Origin of the sequence: Saccharopolyspora phatthalungensis (assembly GCF_014203395.1) — a bacterium.
GTDB classification, from domain to species: domain Bacteria; phylum Actinomycetota; class Actinomycetes; order Mycobacteriales; family Pseudonocardiaceae; genus Saccharopolyspora; species Saccharopolyspora phatthalungensis.
Genome location: NZ_JACHIW010000001.1, coordinates 5,406,267 through 5,425,818 on the forward strand (window position 1 = coordinate 5,406,267; position 19,552 = coordinate 5,425,818).

Here is a 19,552-nt window from a genome sequence, read left to right on the forward strand (position 1 = left end):
TCCCGTAAGCCGCACGCTCGACCAGGGTTGAATCTCGGTCGGCTGGTCCGATGCTCACTGTGCCGAGGATCAGTGGTCGTCTGGTAGGGCTGATGGGCCTTGGTCGGCCGTGGCCGGAAACGATGAACGGTGGCCGGCGGTGAATTTCCAATCGACTGCCGACCGGATGTGCACCGCGGTCACTTTGTATTCGGGGCAGTCAGTGGCGGCGTCGGTGTGCGGTGAAGTGAGCTCATTGATCGGTGCGCTGGGGAAGTGGAAGGCAGCGAATACCTGGCCGGGTGCGACATCGGTGGTGGGATGTGCGGTCAGGGTTGCCTGGCCCCAGCGGCTGGTGATGGTCACCTCGGCTCCGCCGGGGATGCCGAGGCGCGCTGCGTCCGAGGGGTGGAGTTCCAGGGTTTCGGTGGGCAGCAGTTCGAGATTGGCGGTGCGGCGGGTCATGGAGCCGGTGTTGTAGTGCACGAGTCGCCTTCCGGTGACCAGGAGGAACGGGAAGTCGGCGTCGGCTTGTTCGCCGGGCGGTAGGTAGGGGAGGGCAGCCAGCGCGGCGAGGCCGTCCGGGGTGGCGAACTGGTCCAGGTAGAGCACGGCTTCGCCAGGACGATCGACGGAGGGGCAGGGCCAGTGCAGGGGGCCTTCGGCGTCGAGCCGTTGGTGCGACAGGCCCGCGAACATCGGTGTCAGTGCTGCGCATTCGGCCATCGCCTGCGCCGGGGTTGGGCAACCGAGGTCGATGTCCAGGGTGGTGGCGAGCCGTTGCAGTATCTCGAAGTCGGTCGCTGTGTGATCCAGTGGGGCGAGGGCTGGTCGGACTCGTTGAAAGCGGCGGTCGAAGTTGACGAAGGTGCCGTCCTTCTCCAGGAAGGAGGCGGCGGGTAGGACGACGTCGGCGTGTTCGGCGGTGCGGGAGCGGAACATGTCGTGGCAGACGACGAGTTCGCAGGCGTCGAGCGCGGCGCGAACATGGCTGGAGTGCGGGTCGCTTTGCGCGATGTCCTCGCCGATGACGTAGAGAGCCCGCAGGTCTCCGGCGATCGCGGCGTCGAACATCTGCGGAATGCGCAAACCGGGACGCTCGGGCAGTGCACACCCCCACACGTGCTCGAAGCGGGCACGCGTCGTCGGATCGGTGATGTGCTGGTAGCCGGGTAGCACGTCGGGGAGGGCTCCCATGTCCGAGGCGCCCTGGACGTTGTTCTGCCCGCGCAGCGGGAGGATTCCGCAGCAGCCCGGAGTTCCGACGGCGCCGCGGAGGATGGCGAGGTTGGCCAGGGTGCGCACGCCGTCGGTGCCGTGGGCGTGCTCGGTGACGCCGAGCCCGTAGAAGATGATGGGGTGTTCTGCTTGCCCGAAGAGGCGGGCGGCGGTCACCAGGTCTGCCGGACGCACGTCGGCGATGGCTCCGACAGCCTCGGGCGGATAGTCGGCCAGGAGCGACGCGAGATCGTCGAAACCCGTCGTGCGCCGGTCGAGGAAATCGTGGGCCAGGAGGTCTTCTTCGACCAGCTGGTGCGCGATCCCGTTGAAGACGGCCACATTGGACCCTGGTCGGGCCTGCAGGTGGACGTCGGCGAGGGCGGCGAGTTCGGTGCGTCGTGGATCGACGACGATGAGCCGGGCCCCGGCGAGTACGCGTTGTTTGATGCGGGCTCCGACGACGGGGTGTGCTTCGGTGGGGTTGGCTCCGGCGAGCAGGATGCAGTCGGTGTGGTCGAGGTCGTCGAGCGGGTTGGTGCCGCCGGCCAGGCCGAAGGCAGCGGTCAGTCCGGCGGCCGAGGGTGCGTGGCACAGCCGCGAGCAGTTGTCGATGTTGTTGGTGCCGATGGCGGTGCGGATGAACTTCTGGGCCAGGTAGTTCTCCTCGTTGGTGGCGCGGGCGGAGGAGATCATGGCGATCGAGTCCGGGCCGTGCCGGTCTCGGATATCGGCCAGTCGCCGTGCGACCGTGGTGAGCGCCTCGTCCCAGGTCGTTTCGACGAGCTGTCCGTCGCGGCGAACCAGGGGCGTGGTCAGCCTGTCGCCGGCACTGGTGAAGGTGTGGGCGAAGCGGCCTTTGACGCAGGCGTGGCCGCGGTTGACCGGGGCGCCGTGCGTCGGGGTGATCGCGGCGACGGTGTCGTCGCGGACGTGGACGTCGAGGGTGCAGCCGACTCCGCAGTACCCACAGGTGGTCGTGGTCGTCGCGGTGATGGGGCGGAGGTCGAGCAGGCCGGGTTCGGACAGGGCACCGGTGGGGCAGCTGTCGACGCAGCCGCCGCATCCTACGCAGGGGGAGGAGACCCACGGTCCGCCGTCACCGGGGGTGACGACGGTGTTGAAGCCGCGGCCGGTGAGTTCGAGCGCGAAGGTGCCCTGGACTTCGGCGCACATGGCCACGCACCGTCCGCAGGCGATGCACAGGTCGCGGTCGAGCTTGACGTAGGGGTGCGAGTGATCGACCCCGCGGTTGTGCTTGGTGCCGGTGAAGCTGCTGGTGGTGATGCCGAAGTGGGTGCAGGCGCGGACGAGTTCGCTGCGCTCGGCCGGGATTTCCAGCGCTCGTGCGGGAAGTTCGGAGACGATCAGTTCGGCCGCGCCTTTGGCCGCTTGCCAGGCCGTGGGGTCGTCGAGCTCGACGTGCATGCCCTCGGTCGCGGGCGTGGTGCATGCGGCGACGATCCGGCCCGCGGCCCGGACTAGGCAGGTGCGGCAGGACCCGCGCGGGGACAGCCGGTCGTCATGGCACAGCGTCGGTACGTCAGCGCCGTAGGCGCGTACGGCGTCGAGGACCGTGGCGCCGTCTGCAACGTCCACAGTGGTGGAATCAATGGTCACGCGCATCAGCGTCCTCCGGTGCGGAGTTCGTCCTGGTAGACACGCACCAGGCTGCGTACCGCCGCCGATACGCCTCGGCCGAAGGCGCACAAGCTGCCGGCCCCCATCACGTCGAGCAGATTTTCCTGCTGTGACAGCGTGTTCTCCGCATCGGCCGGCAAGAGGTCGACCAGTTCCCGGCCCCGGCGTGTGCCGACGCGGCAAGGGGTGCAGGTGCCGCAGCTTTCGGCGGCGGCGAAACTCCAGACGTGCCGGAGCAGTTCCCGTGCGGTGACGCGGTCGTCGATGGCCACGAGACTGCCGTGCCCGAGCGACACCCCGGCCTCGGCCAGCGCCTCGGCGAGCAGCGGGGTGTCCAGATCGTCGGGAGAGAGGAAACCCCCGAGCGGTCCGCCGACTTGCAGGGCCCTCAGTGTGTATCCGGGTTTGAGGCCGCCGCCGAGGGTGTCGACGATATAGCGCAGCGGGACGCCGAATTCGACCTCGTACACCCCGGGATGGCGGAAACGCTGGCTCAAACACACCAGTTTGGTGCCGGTTTCGACCTTGTTTCCGAGTTGCGCGTAGGTGTTGCCCCCGTGTCGCAGTACCCACGGCACTGCGGTGAGCGTTTCGATGTTGTTCACCACGGTGGGGTGGCCGGCGAGGCCGGATTCGGTCGGGTACGGCGGGCGGGGCCGGACGCTGCCGCGAAGCCCCTGGACGGCATGCAGCAGCGCGGTTTCCTCCCCGGCGACGTAGGAGCCTGCGCCCTGTACGACCTCGACGTCGAAGTCGAACGACGAGCCGTGCACGCCGGTCCCGAGGTGCCCGGCGGCGCGCGCGGCTTCCACCGCGGCCTGCATTCTCCCCACAGCTATCGGGTATTCCGAGCGCACGAACACCACGCCCCGGTTCGCGCCGGTGGCGAACCCGGCCAGGGCGAGCCCTTCCAGGACCCGGTCCGGGTCGCTCTCCAGTAGCAGCCGGTCGCAGAACGAACCCGGATCGCCCTCGTCGCCGTTGGCGACCACGAACCTCGGGGCAGGGTTACGACATGCCGCCTGCCATTTGTCCGCCACCGGGAATTCGGCGCCACCCCGTCCTCGCAGACCGGCGAGCGCGACCTCGGCACGGACCGCGTGCGGGGACCCGGTGGTGACGATCTGGGGCCACACCTGCCAGGAGTCCTCCGCTCCGGTCAGTCCGGCGAGGGTCACGGCTTGGCGGCTGGCGTTGTGGTACGGGATTTGGGGTGCCGCCGCGACCGGGTGCTCGGGGGAGAGCAGCCGGTCGCCGAGATCGGGCCCGGTGATCGGGGTGTGCCCGTCGAGTGCGGTGGGCGAGGCGTAGCAGTAGCCCAGGCAATAGGCCGCGGCCAGGGACACCGAGCCATCAGCGCTAGCGTGCCCGGGCTGGACACCGAGAGCCGCTTCGGCCAGCGGAACGGTGTGGTCGCCGGCGGAGACGAAACATGAGGTGCCCGCGCAGATCCGCACATGACGGGTGCCGTGCGCACCGGCGAAATCGGCGTAGAACCCCGCCGCGCCGGCAACGGCGGCCACCGGCCGCCCGTACTCTTCCGCGATGGCGTGCAGATCATCCCGGGTGATCCGCTCCCGGCGGGCTGCCGCAGCCTGCAACCGGTCGAGCATCCCGGTCTCGTTGTGCCCGAACCGCTGTTCCCATTCGACGAACGCGTCTCGCCCCACGGATTCCCCCTAGCAATCGCGCGGTCACCCTGGGACCACGGCGACCGGACACGGCGCGTGGTGCAAGACTCCTCTGGCCACCGATCCGACCAGCAGCCCGGCGAAACCGCCGCGTCCACGGTGGCCGACCACCAGCAGCTGCGCATGCTGGGCGGCTTCGAGCAGGGCCTGCACCGGCGCGATGTTGGACACGACCTGGCGCACGGCCACCTCCGGGTAGTCCCCGGTGAAGGTGGACACCTGTTCGGCGAGGCCCCGCTGGGCGAGGTCCAGGAGTTCGTCGCGGTCCGGGTGCTCGTAGGGGCCGGGGATGAAGTAGGCGTTCGGCAGGGCCTGTACCGCCACCAGCTCACTGTGGCGGTGCTTCGCGGCGTCGAATGCGTACTGCAGCGCGGGTCGGCACCCGGGGGAGTCGTCGACTCCGGCGACGACCGGACCCGAGGTGGCTGTGCCGCCACCCGGCACCACGACCACTGGGGAGGAGGCGTGCGTGGCGACTGCCGCGCTGGTCGAGCCGAGCAGTGTTTCCCGGAATGCGCCTTGCCCGCGGGAGCCCACCACGACCAGCCGTGCGGAGGCCGACCGGTGCACCAATTCCTCCGCGGGGTGGCCGTAGACGACCTCTTCGGTGATCTCTATCCCTCCCGCGGCGTGCCGGCAGCGGTTGCTGAAGTCGGCGACCACTTTCTTGGCATACGGGTCGCGGCTGGGGTCGTTGTTGATCACGATCAGGTGCAGCGGAACGGACAGGCGGTCCGCTTCGGCCGCTGCCCACAGCGCCGCTTGCAAGGACGATTCGGAGCCGTCCACGCCGACCACGACGGACTGCTTCGTTCGCGTCATGTCTCGCGCTCCCACGATGCCGGCAACGTGCACCACGCTGGCAACCACGGCGGTCGTGCTGATAGGGCCGATGGGCCCTATCGTCGCCATCGAGGCCGCGGAGTGTCCTTCTCACGAGTGCGGAGAACTGGGAGAGGAGCCGGTCCGGTGCCAGCGGCGGACAGCGGGGCGGACCACCGTCCTGATTCCAGCCCGAGCGTGCAGGCCGTACGCGCGGTGCTGACCGATGGCAGCGTCGTCACTGTCCGGTCGCTGGTGCCCGATGATCTCGCCGAGCTCGAACGCTTGCACAGCACGCTCTCGACGGAGGATCGTTATCTCCGGTTCTTCGGTTCGCCGTCGCAAACGTCCGTCAGTCGTTTCTTGCTGGGGCTGGTGAGGCCTGCCGATGCGCATGTGGTGGCGTTGGGGGTGTTCGCGGGGCAGCACTTGATCGGGGTCGGTCACTTCGAGGTGCTGATCCCGGAGGTGGCCGAGGTGGCCTTCGTGGTCGAGCACGCGCGGCATGCCCGCGGGGTGGCGACCTTGCTGCTGGAGCACTTGGTCGCGGCGGCACGGCAACGCGGGGTGCGGGCGTTCCTGGCCGAGGTGTTGGCGGAGAACTCGGCGATGCTGCGGGTGTTGCACGACAGCGGCCTGCAATATGACGCCCAGCTGGAGGGTTCGTCGTACCAGGTGAAGGTCGCTCTCGATTCCGGCGAGCCGTATTACGCCAGGATCAGTGACCGTGAGCGGGTCGCGGATGTCGCGAGTTTGCGGGGGGTGTTGTGCCCGTCCTCGGTAGCGGTGGTCGGTGCGAGCAGCCGGGCGTCAGCAGTCGGAAACACCTTGCTGCGCAACATCATTCACGGCGGGTACACCGGTGCCGTCTATCCGGTCAATCGCCACGGCGGCGACATTCACGGCTTGACCGCCTTCCGGTCGGTGGCCGAACTTCCGGAACCGCCGGAGCTGGCGGTGCTGTGCGTGCCTGCCGAGAGCATTCCGGAGGTGGCGGAGGAATGTGGGCGGTGCGGGGCGCGGACGCTGGTGGTGGTGACGGCGGGCGTCACCGGTCATCCCGCTGTTGCCGACGGGCTGCTGACTGCTGTTCGCCGCTGGGGGATGCGACTGGTGGGGCCGAACTGCCTGGGGGTGGTCAACTCCGATCCTGACGTGCGGCTGGACGCGACCTTCAGCGCAGCGGGGATTCCAGAAGGCGATGTGGGTATCGCGACGCAGTCCGGGGGTGTGGGGATCACCCTGCTGGAGCGGCTCGACGGGCTTGAGCTCGGCGTGTCCACCATGGTGTCCACAGGGGACAAATATGATGTGAGCGGCAACGACATGCTGTTGTGGTGGGAGCGCGACGCGAGCACCCGCATCGGTGTGCTGTACCTGGAATCCTTCGGCAATCCCCGCAAGTTCTCGTGGTTGGCACGACGGTTCGGCCGGAGCAAGCCGCTGATCGTGCTGCGCAGCGGCGCCAGCCCGATCGCCCAGCAGGCCGCCCTCTCGCACACCGCAGCGACCGCGACCCCGAGCAGCACCCGAGATGCGTTGCTGCGGCAGACCGGGGCCATCGGTGTCGATGACCTGGAGGAACTCGTCGCGGTGCTCGGCGTGCTCAGCTGGCAGAACCTCCCGGCCGGCCCGCACGTAGCAGTGGTCAGCAATGCTGGGGGACTGGGTGTGCTCGCTGCTGACGCCTGCGCGCAAGCCGGACTCGAGTTTTCGGTGCTAACACACGCAGAACAAGAACTCGCGGCGTTGTTGCCCGACCAGGCCAGCGTGCGGAATCCGGTTGACACCACCGCCGCCATCGATGCCGTCACCTTCGGTCGTAGCGTGGAAATCATGCTGCGGGACCCGGCGGTCGAGTCGATGATCGTTCCGATCTTGCAGACCGCGGTCAGCGACCCGGCTACGGTACTCGCCGAAACCATCGCCCGGGCCCGCGCGGACGGATGCGACAAACCGGTACTCGCCGTGCACGCAGGCCAGCGGGAGTCGCTGACCACGCTTACCGCCGGCGAGATCCGGGTCCCGGTGTTCGCCGACCCCACACTCGCTGCCCGCGCGCTGGCCGATGTCACCGGATACGCCCGCTGGCTGGCCCGGCCGCACGGCACGGTGCCCGACCTCGCGCACATCGATACGGCCACTGCACGCACTCTCGTGGCCAATGCGCTCTGCCAAGCGCCCAAGGGAGGCTGGCTGGAACCCGATGCGGTGCAGAACCTCCTCGCGGCCTTCGGCCTCCCGATCGTGCCCTCGACGCTGTGCACCACCGAGACCGAGGCCCTCGCCGCGTTCCGCACCCTGGGCGGCAGCGTCGTGCTCAAGGCACAGGCCGAAGGACTCCTGCACAAAGGCCAGGCCGGCGGCGTGGTGCTCGCCGTGTCCACCGTCGCCGACCTACGCGCCGGATGGGCACGGCTGCGGGACCGCTTCGGCACCGGCTTCCGCGGGGTCGTGATGCAACCCATGGTCGAGCCGGGGCGGGAGTTCCTGGTCGGCGTGCTCAGCGAGCCAGCGTTCGGCCCGATGATCGTCTTTGGCATGGGCGGCACCGACACCGACCTGATCGCCGACCGCAGCCGCCGCCTCGTCCCTCTCACCACCCGCGACGCCCACGACATGCTGCACGAGCTGGCCGCGCCCCGGCTGTTCGACCCCGGAGCCGACCGGCCGCTGGACACTAACGCCGTGATCGACGTGCTCCTGCGGACCGCGCGGATGGCCGAACTGCTCCCGGAGGTCGCCGAGGCCGACCTCAACCCCCTGATCGTCACCGAACACGGCGTGCGCATTCCCGACGCGCGCATCCGCCTGGAGCCCCGCGAACCCGAAGATCCCTTCATCCGCAAGCTACGCGTATGAGCTTGGTGACCATCTCCCCTAGCTGGGCCAGCGGCGGGTGCGCGACCGTCGGGCAGGGTTACGGCCTTTCGAGGTGGAACATGACCGACCAAGCAAGCGCGCTCGACCTCGCCAGCACCCCCGTGGTCGCGGTCCGACCAGAGCTGGACGCGATGACCGCCCTGTACGAGATGTACCGCCGCGACGTCCACCACCTCGCCGTGGTCACCGACGACGACACCGTGGGACTGGTGAGTGCGGCAGACCTGCTGCAGGGCATCGCCGCCCAATACCCGAAGACCACCACTTCTGTCGGCTCGCTGTGTCCCACGCCGGGACCGCGGGTGGACGCGGACGAGGGCATCGGTGTCGCCGCGGAGCGCATGATCGACGCCCACGCCGACGCGGTCCTGGTCATGCGGCACGGACAGGTGTGCGGCGTGCTCACCGCCGTCGACCTCGTCCGCAGCATCGCCGGCAAGCCGCCGGAGAAAGAAGGATCTCGATGAGCGTCGCCAGGGCCGAACAGGACAGCAGTCACGACCAGGACGCGTGGTCGGCCGGCGAATCCGCCGTGCTCGATGAAGCGGTCCACTGTGCACCGTCAGTGCACAACACCCGCCCGTGGACGCTGACGATCCACGACCGGACTGCCGTGCTCCGGGAACGGCCGGTGCAGTTGGCGCAGCACGACCCGCACGGACGAGACCGGCGCATCTCCTGCGGAGCAGCGCTGACGAACCTGATGCTGGCGACTCGGAGCCTGGGATGGACCGCTGACGTGGAGATCGATGTCACCGGCGGACTGGTGACCGCCACCGTCACCGGAACCCGGCGAGCCCAGCCGACCGAAACGGAGGACCGCCGACGCGGTGCCCTCTCCGACCGCCGAAGCCACCGGCACGCCTTCGCCTTGCCGGGACTCCCCGAAGGCACCCGCGACGCTGTGCTGGATGCCCTCACGGTGGCTTCAGACGTGACCGGTCGGTGGATCTCGGGCGCCGACGATGCCTTGGCCGTCGCCCGGTTGTTGGACTACGCGGCCCGCGTTTTCCATGACAACGCCGAATACCAACGTGAACTGACCCTGTGGACAAGCCTGCGCGGAAGCGGGTTGCATCGGGACGCGTTCGGCGCAGAAGGGCTGGCGGCGGTCGGGCTGACCACCTCCCGCACCCGGCTTCCCGACGAGTCCCTGCTCGCCGCCAGAATCAGGCGGGAAGCGCTACTCGTCGTCGGCACCCGCGCCGACGAACCGCACGACCACGTCCATGCCGGTGAGGCCGTGGAGCAGGCATGGCTGGAGGCCACCAGCCGCGGCCTGGCTGCTTCGGTGATGACGCAACCGCTGCACCTGGAGGAAGTCCGGGCCGGGCTGGCGGACCGGCTCGGGATGACAGCGGTGCCGCAGGTGCTGATGCGGTTCGGCTATCCCACGGAACGGGAGCTGGGGGATTCATGACCGCCGCGCGGACGAAGCCGGTCGTTGTCGGCATCGACGGGTCCTCATCGGCACTCGACGCCGCGCGCTGGGCCGCCGCCGAGGCCCACCGGCGCGGTACTTGGCTACGCGTGGTTTTCGCCGACGTCTTCGCACTGGGGTACGTGCCGAACCTGCCGACCATGCCGGTTCCCGAGACCTACGCCAACGCCATGGCGCGGCAAGCCGAGCAATGGCTGCACCGAGCCAAACAGGAGGCGATCGCCGTCGCCCCGGGCCTGGAGGTGCGGACCTTCGTGGGCACCGGCGGCGCCATACCCGTGCTCGTCGCCGAGTCGCGGCACGCGCAACTCGGCGTGGTCGGCAGCAGCGGCCTCGGCGGTTTCACCGGCCTGCTCGTGGGCTCGGTCGCCGTCGCCCTGTGCGCGCATGGCCATTGCTCGGTTGCGGTGGTGCGACAGCCACCGACGGCCGGCTCCGATGCCCCAGTCGTCGTCGGCGTGGACGACTCGCCCGACAAGGACACGGTGCTCAAGACGGCATTTGCGGAGGCCGGGATGCGCGGTGTCGCGCTCGAGGCCGTACACGCCTGGCACACGGTCGGCACCGAGCAGGCCTGGTACGGCTTCCACAGCGAGGGGCGCGGGGCGGCCATCCAAAGCGAGGAGGAGCGGATCCTCGCCGAAACCCTGGCGGGCTGGAGCGAGAAGTGCCCCGACGTCGAGGTGCGCCGCATCGTGGCGCACAACAAACCGGCGCGAGTGCTGCTCGACCACGCACAGCACGCGCAACTGGTGGTTGTGGGATCCCGCGGGCGCGGAGCCTTCACCGGTCTGGTGCTGGGTTCGACGAGCCAGCAGTTGGTGCAGCACGCGCCGTGCCCACTCATCGTGGCGCGCTGAACGAACTCGGGGAGGAGAGCACGATGCCCTATTGGGACGGCTACGGCATGGGTGTCTGGGGATTGACGATGATGACAGTGAGCATGGTGCTGTTCTGGGCGCTCGTCATCGCGGCCATCGTCGCGTTGGTCCGCTACCTCCAGCGCAGCGGGCGGGTCGAGCACGGCACCGTCACCGCCGAAGAACTGCTGGCCGAACGCTTCGCTCGCGGGGAAATCGACGAAGAAGAGTACCGACGCAGGCTGACCGCGCTGGCCGAGCGCAGACGCCGGACGTGACAAGTGGCTTGGGTGTTCGCCGACGGTGGTACCCGAGAACCACTTCAGCGAGAACGTCTTTTCCTTCTATGAAGGGAGAAAGGTTGATGAACGACAAGACCGACGAGACGCGGACCCAGCGCCCTGATGTCGCTGCGGCGCCTTGGGAGGTCACCGGGCACTCGGTGACCGTCGATGACTTCGCGGCGCGCTGCGATGTCGGCGTGGTCGAGCACCTGGTGGTCGACGCCCCGCCGGAGGCGATGTACCGGGCACTGCGCCACCTGGACCTGCTCACTATCCGCTCGCGCATCGCCGATCTGGCCATGTGGGTGCGGGGGCTGCCGGAGCGGCTCAAGCGCCGTGTGCCACCACGGGTGCCGACCCGCCTGACCTTCGACGACCTCTGCGCCGGCGGTGACTGGGTCCTGCTCGGCGAGCAACCTGGCCGGGAAGTGGTTTTCGGCGCGGTAGGCAGGTTCTGGACGCCGATCGTGCGCTGGGAAGAGGTCGCGGCCGAGGACTTCGCGATGTACGGCAAGCCGGGCCGGGGAAAGATCGTGACCTCGTTGTCGGTGCGCCCCTACGGCCGCGGCGGCAGCCTGGCCACCTACGACATCCGCACCACGCTCGACGACCCGATCACGCGCCGGATCTTCATGCTGTACTGGCGAACGGTGTCGCCTTTCGTCAAAGCCATCATGCGCGCCACCCTGCGCGCCGCGGCCAAGCAGGCGCACGAAACATCGTGAGTGCCCCACCCGGCACCCGACCGCCACACCCAAGGAGGCACTTCGCGCCCCAGTGTCGGATGGGTAACAACCGGAATTCTCACTCACGGGTGTTCGTGGGGAGGTAACGGGGATGCGGTTCACCGGCCACGAGTGGTGGGCCTTGGTCCACGGGATGGGCTTGGGCGCGTTGTTCCTGCTCGCGTTCGCTGGTGGGCTGGCAGATCTCTACGGCCTCAAGCGCGCGTTGGTCACCGACGTGGGGGTCACTGAGCGGATGCGTCGGCTGAGGATCGGGGTGACCGCGATGGCCGTGGTCGCCTGGTTGACCGTGATCACCGGGACTTGGCTGGTGTATCCGTGGTACAGGGCGAAGACGCCTACCAGCCCTCGGTCGCGGTTGCTGGCCGACCCGTCCACCGCGGCCTGGCACGAGTTCGGCATGGAGTGGAAGGAACACGTGGCCTGGTTGAGCCCGATCCTGGCCACCGCGGTGGCGTTCATCGTCGTGTATTACGGCGATGAGTTGATCCGGCACGAGCGCGTGCGACGCACGGCGATGACCTTGTTCGTCCTCGCTTTCGTCTTCGCCGCGGTGGGCGGGGTGTTCGGCGCGTTCATCACCAAAGTCGCGCCCGTCAGCTAGGAGGTGCGCGCCATGACGGGGAACGAAGAGCCCGGCACCGACGAGCGGACTGCCGATAAGCCAGAAGGCGCGATCTCAGCGGCCATCCTGGCCGCCGGCGTGGGCGCGACCGCGCTCGGGATCGTCACGGTGCTCGCGGCGGCGAGCACGAGCGCGGCGGGGTGGTTGCAGTGGAGTGCAGCCGTTGGGCCGCTGTCGGGCAAGACCACCGTGGCGGTGCTCTGTTGGTTGGTGTCGTGGGCTCTGCTGCATGTCGCACTGCGCAATAGGCCCACCGAGACACGGCCTGCCCTGACCATCGCGCTCATCCTCATCGGCCTCGGCGTGCTGGGCACCTTTCCCAGCTTCTTCGAGCTTTTCGCCGTCGAGTAGCACTGCCCAGGTGGCGACGTTCGAGTCGGGAAATGCGAGTTCGACCCCGAGAAGAGGCGGCGACGGCCATGACGGGTTTGTGCACAGATCTCTACGAGATCCGGATGGCGGCCAGTTACTTGCGCCGGGGCATGACCGCACCGGCGACCTTTAGCCTGTTCGCCCGAAAATTGCCGCGCGAGCGGGGTTTCCTGGTGGCTGCGGGCCTGGCCGATTGCCTGGATTTCCTGGAACGGCTGCATTTCGGTGCCGACGAGTTGGCTTATCTCGGTGACGTGGTGCACCTGCCCCACGGGGATCTGGCCGCACTGGGGAACATGCGGTTCACCGGTGACGTGTGGGCCGTACCGGAAGGCCGGGTGGTCTTCGCCGGCCAACCGTTCCTGGAGGTCACGGCACCGCTTCCGCAGGCACAGCTGGTGGAGACGGCGTTGCTGAACTTTGTGACGTTCCAGTCGTCGGTGGCGGCCAAGGCGGCGCGGTGCCGCCTCGCCGCACCGCAGGCGGATCTGGTCGATTTCGCCGCGCGCCGCACCCACGGTCTGGAGGCCGCCCGGGCGGTCGCTCGCGCTTCAGCCATCACCGGCTTCACGGGCACCAGCTACGTGGCGGCTGCGCGCGAGTTCGGGCTGCAGGCCGTCGGGACGATGGCGCACTCCTACATCGAGGCCTTCCCCGACGAGAGCACCGCGTTCCGCGCCTTCGCCGACGATTTCCCGGACGCCACGGTGTTCCTAGTCGATACCTACGACACCCTGCACGGGGTGTGCACGGCGATCGAGGTCGCCCAGGACCTGCCCGTCGGCAGCCAGATCGGGATCCGGCTGGACTCCGGCGACCTCGGCGACCTCGCGGTGCAGGCCCGTCGACTGCTCGACGACGCAGGACTCACGAGCGCGCGGATCATGGCCAGCGGCGGGTTCGACGAACACGCGCTCGCAGAGCTCGCCGAGGCGCCGATCGACCTGTTCGGCGTGGGAACCCGCATGGGCGTCTCCGCCGACGCGCCGTCCCTGGACAGCGCCTACAAGCTGGTCGAATACGACTGAGCGCCGGTGATGAAACTGTCCACGGGAAAACTGACCGCACCCGGCGCCAAGCAGGTCTACCGCGGCGAACCCGGACAACCAGACGTGCTCGCGCTGCGCACCGAAAAACCCCCAGCGGAACGAGAACCACTCCTGCACCCGGTCATGTGCGGCGGCGTGCGGCTGACCCAGCCGGAGTCGATCCCGGACGCGCAGCAGCGGTTCGAACACGACCTGCGATGGCTACCAGTCCCGGCCCGGCTGCTCACCGGCCCCATACCGGTCGACGTGACGTGGACACCCGTGCTGGTGCAGTCCACCGAGGCCTTGCATCGGTCCCTCGCGGCCAGGCACCACCTCGAACGGGCGCCGAACCGATGACGTGGCACACCGAGCGTCGTGGCCGTGCGGTCTGTGGCCGTGCGGCGTTGTCGGCGCTCCCGCATTCTGGGCGCGGCAACGTCGCCCGGGTTCGCCTGGCAGGGGGCTGAGATGACGGCGAATGGGCCGGTGGTCGTGGGGGTGGACGGCTCCGAACGGTCGTGGTGGGCCGCTGCCTGGGCCACCGGGGAAGCAGACCTGCGTGGTGCGAAACGCGTGCGTGCCGTAGCGGTCACCGAGGACCCCCTGCACGACGACGAGGCGTGGGAGAGCACCGGGCCGGTGGTGGATCAGCTCGCTGTCCGGTACCCGAACCTGGACATCTCACTGGACGTCGTCCACGGGCATCCGGCCGACGTGCTGTGCCACCTCTCCACCGACGCCCAGCTCGTCGTGGTCGGTTCACGAGGACGAAGCACGCTGAGCGCGACGCTTCTGGGGTCGGTCAGCGCCCAGGTGGCCACCCACGCACACTGCCCGGTCGTCGTGGTCAAGGACCACCACGACAGCGGCCCGGTCGTCGTGGGGCTGGACAACTCTCCGTACAGCCGCTCGGCGCTGGAGTTCGCCTACGCCGCCGCGTCCCGGTACGACAGCGAGCTCGTGGCGGTGCAGGTGTGGGCGGACGTTGAGTACGCCCCGGTCGTGCCGCGGATGGAGGACGAGCTGATCGACCTGCGCGACGAGGCGCTGCGCGGTCTCGCCGAGCAACTCGCGGGCTGGGCCGAGTCCTACCCGAACGTCGCCGTCCGCAACGTCGCGCAGCGCGGACACCCGGTCGCCGAGCTCGCCGCCGCGGCCGACGAAGCGCGGTTGCTGGTCGTCGGGCACCGCGGACGCGGTGGGTTCACCGGGCTGCTGCTGGGTTCGGTGGCCGCGGGCGTACTCCACCACGCCCGCAGTCCGGTGGCAGTCGTCCGCTAGCGATCGCACTACCAGCCCGGCGCCGGGGCTTGCTGGTTCTCCGTTGATGCGGGAAGGGCGCTCCCCGGCGTGCCTCGCCTGCCCGGTTCGCCCCTGCTGAGTACTTCCCGGCGTCGGCTGCGCGCGTGGTTCGGCGGTCGCACACTGGCGCTCGTGTCGGCCCTGGATGGGAGGAGGGCCGGTGGCGCATCCACATCACGTTCGAACTGCTGAACGGAATGGCGAGTCGATGGCGGTCGACCCGCGTGAGTCGGCCGGGCGGCTCCTGCGCGATTTGCGGACGCGCGTGGAGGGGCTCACCGAGCGGGAGGCTCGACGGCGGCTGGAGGTGCATGGGCCCAACGAGTTGCCCCGGCATCGGGCGCGGCAGTGGCCTGCGGCGCTGTTGCGGCAGTTCACCCACCCGCTGGCGCTGCTGTTGTGGGTGGCCGCGGCGCTGGCGTGGATTGCCGGGACTCGGGAGCTGGCGTGGGCGATCGTGGCGGTGATCGTGCTCAACGCGGTGCTGGCGTTCTGGCAGGAGGAGCAGGCCGAGCAGGCGGTGGAGTCGCTGGGCGAGTACCTGCCCCAGCACTGCCGGGTGCGACGCGACGGCCATGCCCGGTCGGTGCTGGTCACCGAGCTCGTCCCCGGCGATGTCCTGCTCCTGGACGAGGGCGACCGGGTGCCGGCCGATGCGCGGTTGCTCAGTGGCGCGGTGGAGATCGACGCCTCCGCGCTGACCGGTGAATCGTCTCCGGTGGAGCGTGCCGCGGATCTGCCGGATACCGCGTTGCGGCGGTTGGATTCCGCGGTGCTGGTGTTCTCCGGCACGGTGTGCACGGGTGGTGCGGCGGAGGCGGTGGTGCACGCGACCGGTCGTCACACCGAGTTGGGGCGCATCGCGGCGTTGTCGGTGCGGGTGCGGATCGCGGAAAGCCCGCTGGAGCGGCAAGTGCGTCGGGTCGCCTGGCTGATCGCCGCGGTGGCGGTCGCCGTGGCCGTGGCGTTTCTGCCGCTGGGTGTGCTGGCGGGGTTGAGCTGGGCGCAGGCGTTCCTGTTCGCAATCGGGTTGATCGTGGCCAACGTGCCCGAGGGTTTGCTGCCGACGATCACTCTCGCGCTGGCGGCCGGGGTGCGTGGCATGGCGCGACGCGGGGCGTTGGTCAAGCGCCTGTCGGCGGTGGAGACCTTGGGTTCGACGACGGTGATCTGCACAGACAAGACGGGCACGTTGACCCGCAACGTCATGCGGGTCGTGGAGGCACGGGACGGAGCCGGGGAGAAGACGTCCCCCGGGTTCAAGTTCGCAACGGCCCTGGCCAGCTGCGCAACTGCGGATGAGCGCACTTCGTCCGGGGATCCGATGGAGTTGGCATTACTGGATTTCGCGCGCTCTTCTGGCGTGTCCGTTGATGCGGAAACCCGCGATCAGGAGCGGGTGCGGCTGTTTCGGTTCGATCCGCACTTCAAACGAATGACCACTGTGGACCCGTCTCCGAGCGGGTTCGTCGCTCATGTCAAAGGCGCGCCGGAGGAAGTGCTCGCCCGGTGCACCAGCACGCTGCCCGCCCGTGGTGGTACCCAGCCGCTGACCGGGGCGGCGCGGGCCGCGTTGGCCGGTGTTGTCGACGACATGGCCGATCGCGGGCTGCGCGTTCTCGCGGTGGCCAAGCGAGATTTCACCGCATTACCGGACGATCGGGGTACTGCGGAGTCGGAGTTGTGCCTGCTCGGCCTTGTTGGGTTGATCGACCCGCCCCGGCCGGAGGTGGCCGAGGCAGTCAGCGCCTGTCATTCGGCCGGGATCCGGGTGCACGTTGTGACCGGGGACAACGGGCGCACCGCCGCGGCGATCGCCCGGCAGGTCGGTATCGGGGCCGATAACGTCGTCGACGGACCGGCGTTGGACGCCATGCCGGAGGCCGAGCTGGACGGGCTGCTAACCAGTGAGCAGGAGATCGTCTTCTGCCGGGCGGCACCGGAAAGCAAACTGCGCATCGCCGACGCGCTGCACCACTGCGGGCACGTGGTCGCCATGACCGGCGACGGCGTCAACGACGCCCCCGCGTTGCGCCGGGCGGACCTCGGCGTGGCCATGGGTGCAAGTGGCACCGACGTGGCCCGGGAGGCCGCCACGATCGTGCTCACCGACGACAACTTCGCCACCATCGTGGGTGGCATTGAGGAAGGCCGCCGGGTCTATGCCAACGTCCGCAAGTTCATCGTCTACATCTTCGCCCACCTGACACCGGAAGTCCTGCCGTTCCTGCTGTTCGCACTCTCCGGCGGCGTGATCCCGTTGCCGTTGACCGTGCTGCAGATCCTGGCGATCGACCTGGGCACCGAAACCCTGCCCGCACTGGCGTTGGGACGCGAACGCCCGGAGCCAGGCGCGATGCGGCAACCGCCCCGCGAGCGCAAGCAAAGCGTGGTCACCCGCCGCATGCTGCTGCGGGCATGGGGAATCATGGGAAGCGTGTCCGCAATCCTCGCCCTCGCCGCCTTTTTCGCGGTGCTGATCGGCGGCGGATGGCGACCAGACACCGACATCGCCGCCGATCCCGGCCTGCACCACGTCTACCTGCAGGCGACGACGGCGACGTTTCTGGCCATCGTGTTCTGCCAACTCGGCACCGCGTTCGCCTCGCGCACCGACCACGCCGCATTGCGCGAGATCGGACTGGGGACCAATCGGCTGCTGCTGGCAGGATGCGCTTTCGAGCTTCTTTTCGCCGCCGCCATCGTCTACCTGCCCCCGTTGCAGGTGGTGTTCGGCACCGCGCCACCACCGTCTTGGGTATTCGCGGGCATGGTGCTCTTCCCAGTGCTGGTGTGGGGTGCCGACGAGTTCTACCGCTACCGGGTTCGCGCCGGAGCTTAGGACTGGAAGGGTTCGGCGACGCCGTTGACGAGCATGTCCTCGACATTGCGGCGGGGTGAGGGTACCGATGGTGTGCCGTGGCCGATGCGCAGCAGTGCTTGTGGGGTGACGTTCCCGCCCAGCAGCTCCCGAAGCTCCTCGCGGGTCTCGCGTACCTCGACGACCTGCGAGATCATCGAGGCGGCGAGGCCCTGTGCGGTCGCGGTCAGCCACAGCCGTTGCAGCGCCTGCCCGGCCTGCAGATCGGCTTCCCGGCTGCCGTGCCGCGAGCAGAGCACCACCAGCAGCGGATGCGCTTCGAATTCGGTGCCCGGCGATCGCGGTGCCTGGCCGGCGGTGAAATCGCGGTGCACCCACTGGTCCCCGGGCTCCGGCTTGGGCCCGGCCGCCGACACCGGCACCCCCTCGGTGGTGTCACCGGTGCGCCCGACCCAGGCGTCCAGCTCCGCCCGGAAACGGGCATTGGCCATCTGCACCCGGTGCGCGCGATGCACCAACCCTTCAAGGGTGCCGTGTTGGCCTGGCTGCACCACGTGCAACCAGGCGTGCTCCTCGTGGGCAGCATGCATCAGCAGATGCCGATCCTCTGTGGACACTGAGGTACTCCGGAAGGGCTGGCGGTGGCTGTGCCGTTCGGCGATCGCCTCGTAGAGCCGGGTGTCCTCGGGGCGTGGATGTGCCTGGCCGCCGCTGCGCACCTCGGCGAGCGCGGTCGGGGCGGCCAGGTGCGGGAGCAAGGTCACCACCGCCCGGATTCCTGCGTGCTCCAGGGCGAGGCGCAGGTTGAACAGCGCCGCCCCGCAGGCCAACCGCAGCTCCCGGTCTTCGGGGTCGGCCGCGGGCAGGCGCCGCTTCGGGTCGGCGTGCAGTTCGATCAGGTGGGGCAGGATCCGGAAGCGCCAGGGCTGGCTGTTGTGCAGCGACGGCGCCATCCCGGCCCGCCGGATGATCTGCTCCATCTGATCGGTCGTCAGTTCGAAGGCCGTGGGAAACGTTCGCATGCGCGACTCCTCACCCGCACGTTCGATGTCGTCACTGTGACGGCGCTGTGCTCGCCCGGCGAGAGTCCAACGACCTCTAACCCGCACCCGGGGCACGAGTGACGAAGTGCCCTAATTTCCGGTCGAACGCATGCCGCAACCTTGGAATCAACGCCAACCCACTCGGGGAGCCGCAATGGATGGTTCGCCGCGAGATAACCTGCGGTGGCTGGTCAACGCACTGCGACCGACGCCGAACCCGTTGCGCCGCTGGACCGATCGCGCCGCGGCCACGATCATGGTCGTGCTGCTGGCTGCCGCGCTGCTCGGGGTGCCGGTCGCCGTGTGGTTCGGGATCGGCGTTCACGCGCGGGAAACGGCCGAGGCAGCGACTGCGGCTGCCAGCACTCGCTCGGTGGCGGCCGTCGTCATGAAACCGCCGGAGGCGCGGTATTCCGGCGAAAACCGGGAGATCCAGACCCTCACCTGGTGGTCGGACGTTCAGTGGCGCGGGCTGTACGGCCTCCCGCACACGGACACCGTTCGCGTGCAGCCGAGCACCGAGGTGGGCAGCACGGTGCCGGTGTGGGTGGACTCTGCCGAGCACGTCACGCAGCCCCCGGACAGCAATGCAAAGGTGATGGCCGGTGCCGTCACGTCCGCGGTGTTCGCCCTGGTCGCCTGGCAGGCCCTGTGCGCCGCACTGATTTTCGTCACCCGGGTGGCCACCGACGCGCTCGCGGAGCGGGCCTGGCACCGGGAGTGGGAGATCGTCGAACCGAAGTGGACTCACTTCCGGCGGTGAGGGCTGTGGCAGGAGTATGGGGTGGGACTC

The 19,552-nt window shown here is 69.1% G+C and carries 17 protein-coding genes; 13 read left to right on the forward strand and 4 right to left on the reverse strand.

All coding sequences use genetic code 11. From position 1 onward, the window contains the following. Window positions 1-69: 69 nt before the first annotated feature. The 3 genes from fdhF to BJ970_RS24760 are packed head-to-tail and all read right to left on the reverse strand — an operon-like array spanning window position 70 to window position 5,351. The gene (gene fdhF, locus BJ970_RS24750) at window positions 70-2,823 is read right to left on the reverse strand and encodes a formate dehydrogenase subunit alpha (RefSeq protein ID WP_184728413.1); all 2,754 of its coding nucleotides are present in this window, start codon (window positions 2,821-2,823) and stop codon (window positions 70-72) included. After that, window positions 2,823-4,508 carry an NAD(P)H-dependent oxidoreductase subunit E gene (locus BJ970_RS39610; RefSeq protein WP_184728414.1) on the reverse strand — a complete coding sequence of 562 codons (1,686 nt, stop codon included), beginning with the start codon at window positions 4,506-4,508 and terminating at the stop codon, window positions 2,823-2,825. The genes fdhF and BJ970_RS39610 overlap by 1 nt, the downstream gene beginning before the upstream one ends. A gap of 24 nt (window positions 4,509-4,532) precedes the next feature. Continuing rightward, window positions 4,533-5,351 carry a universal stress protein gene (locus BJ970_RS24760; RefSeq protein ID WP_184728415.1) on the reverse strand — a complete coding sequence of 273 codons (819 nt, stop codon included), beginning with the start codon at window positions 5,349-5,351 and terminating at the stop codon, window positions 4,533-4,535. Between the two features lie 147 nt (window positions 5,352-5,498). Between BJ970_RS24760 and BJ970_RS24765 the strand changes: the two genes are divergently transcribed. The 12 genes from BJ970_RS24765 (at window position 5,499) to BJ970_RS24815 (ending at window position 17,737) form a co-directional block, all read left to right on the forward strand. After that, complete coding sequence (locus BJ970_RS24765; protein WP_312864394.1) at window positions 5,499-8,213, forward strand: bifunctional acetate--CoA ligase family protein/GNAT family N-acetyltransferase; 2,715 nt, start codon at window positions 5,499-5,501, stop codon at window positions 8,211-8,213. A gap of 80 nt (window positions 8,214-8,293) precedes the next feature. After that, a complete protein-coding gene (locus tag BJ970_RS24770) occupies window positions 8,294-8,701 on the forward strand; it encodes a CBS domain-containing protein (RefSeq protein WP_184728416.1) in 408 nt (135 codons plus the stop codon). Beyond that, window positions 8,698-9,654, forward strand: a complete 957-nt coding sequence (locus BJ970_RS24775; RefSeq protein ID WP_184728417.1) for a nitroreductase family protein — start codon at window positions 8,698-8,700, stop codon at window positions 9,652-9,654. The genes BJ970_RS24770 and BJ970_RS24775 overlap by 4 nt, the downstream gene beginning before the upstream one ends. Beyond that, window positions 9,651-10,535, forward strand: coding sequence for a universal stress protein (locus BJ970_RS24780; protein ID WP_184728418.1), 885 nt, complete (start codon window positions 9,651-9,653; stop codon window positions 10,533-10,535). Before BJ970_RS24775 ends, BJ970_RS24780 begins: the two co-directional genes overlap by 4 nt. 23 nt (window positions 10,536-10,558) lie before the next feature. After that, entirely contained in the window at window positions 10,559-10,813 is a 255-nt protein-coding gene (locus tag BJ970_RS24785; protein WP_184728419.1) for an SHOCT domain-containing protein, read from the forward strand. 86 nt (window positions 10,814-10,899) lie between these two features. Beyond that, complete coding sequence (locus BJ970_RS24790; RefSeq protein WP_246471010.1) at window positions 10,900-11,544, forward strand: hypothetical protein; 645 nt, start codon at window positions 10,900-10,902, stop codon at window positions 11,542-11,544. A 112-nt stretch (window positions 11,545-11,656) separates the two neighbouring features. Next, the gene (locus BJ970_RS24795; protein ID WP_184728420.1) at window positions 11,657-12,169 is read left to right on the forward strand and encodes a hypothetical protein; all 513 of its coding nucleotides are present in this window, start codon (window positions 11,657-11,659) and stop codon (window positions 12,167-12,169) included. A 12-nt stretch (window positions 12,170-12,181) separates the two neighbouring features. Next, window positions 12,182-12,541, forward strand: a complete 360-nt coding sequence (locus BJ970_RS24800) for a hypothetical protein (RefSeq protein WP_184728421.1) — start codon at window positions 12,182-12,184, stop codon at window positions 12,539-12,541. A gap of 32 nt (window positions 12,542-12,573) precedes the next feature. Continuing rightward, a complete protein-coding gene (locus BJ970_RS24805) occupies window positions 12,574-13,590 on the forward strand; it encodes a nicotinate phosphoribosyltransferase (RefSeq protein ID WP_246471011.1) in 1,017 nt (338 codons plus the stop codon). A gap of 9 nt (window positions 13,591-13,599) precedes the next feature. Continuing rightward, on the forward strand, window positions 13,600-13,950 hold the full coding sequence (locus BJ970_RS38225) for a beta/alpha barrel domain-containing protein (protein ID WP_246471012.1): 351 nt from the start codon (window positions 13,600-13,602) through the stop codon (window positions 13,948-13,950). 111 nt (window positions 13,951-14,061) lie between these two features. After that, window positions 14,062-14,874, forward strand: coding sequence for a universal stress protein (locus BJ970_RS24810; RefSeq protein ID WP_184728422.1), 813 nt, complete (start codon window positions 14,062-14,064; stop codon window positions 14,872-14,874). A 229-nt stretch (window positions 14,875-15,103) separates the two neighbouring features. Continuing rightward, a complete protein-coding gene (locus BJ970_RS24815) occupies window positions 15,104-17,737 on the forward strand; it encodes a cation-translocating P-type ATPase (RefSeq protein ID WP_246471013.1) in 2,634 nt (877 codons plus the stop codon). On the opposite strand, the gene BJ970_RS24820 is transcribed toward BJ970_RS24815, so the two are convergent. Beyond that, window positions 17,734-18,738 carry an Acg family FMN-binding oxidoreductase gene (locus BJ970_RS24820; RefSeq protein WP_184728424.1) on the reverse strand — a complete coding sequence of 335 codons (1,005 nt, stop codon included), beginning with the start codon at window positions 18,736-18,738 and terminating at the stop codon, window positions 17,734-17,736. The genes BJ970_RS24815 and BJ970_RS24820 overlap by 4 nt on opposite strands. A gap of 175 nt (window positions 18,739-18,913) precedes the next feature. Here BJ970_RS24820 and BJ970_RS24825 point away from each other — a divergent pair, with 175 nt between their 5' ends. Beyond that, window positions 18,914-19,522, forward strand: coding sequence for an Rv1733c family protein (locus BJ970_RS24825; RefSeq protein WP_184728425.1), 609 nt, complete (start codon window positions 18,914-18,916; stop codon window positions 19,520-19,522). Window positions 19,523-19,552 lie beyond the last annotated feature (30 nt).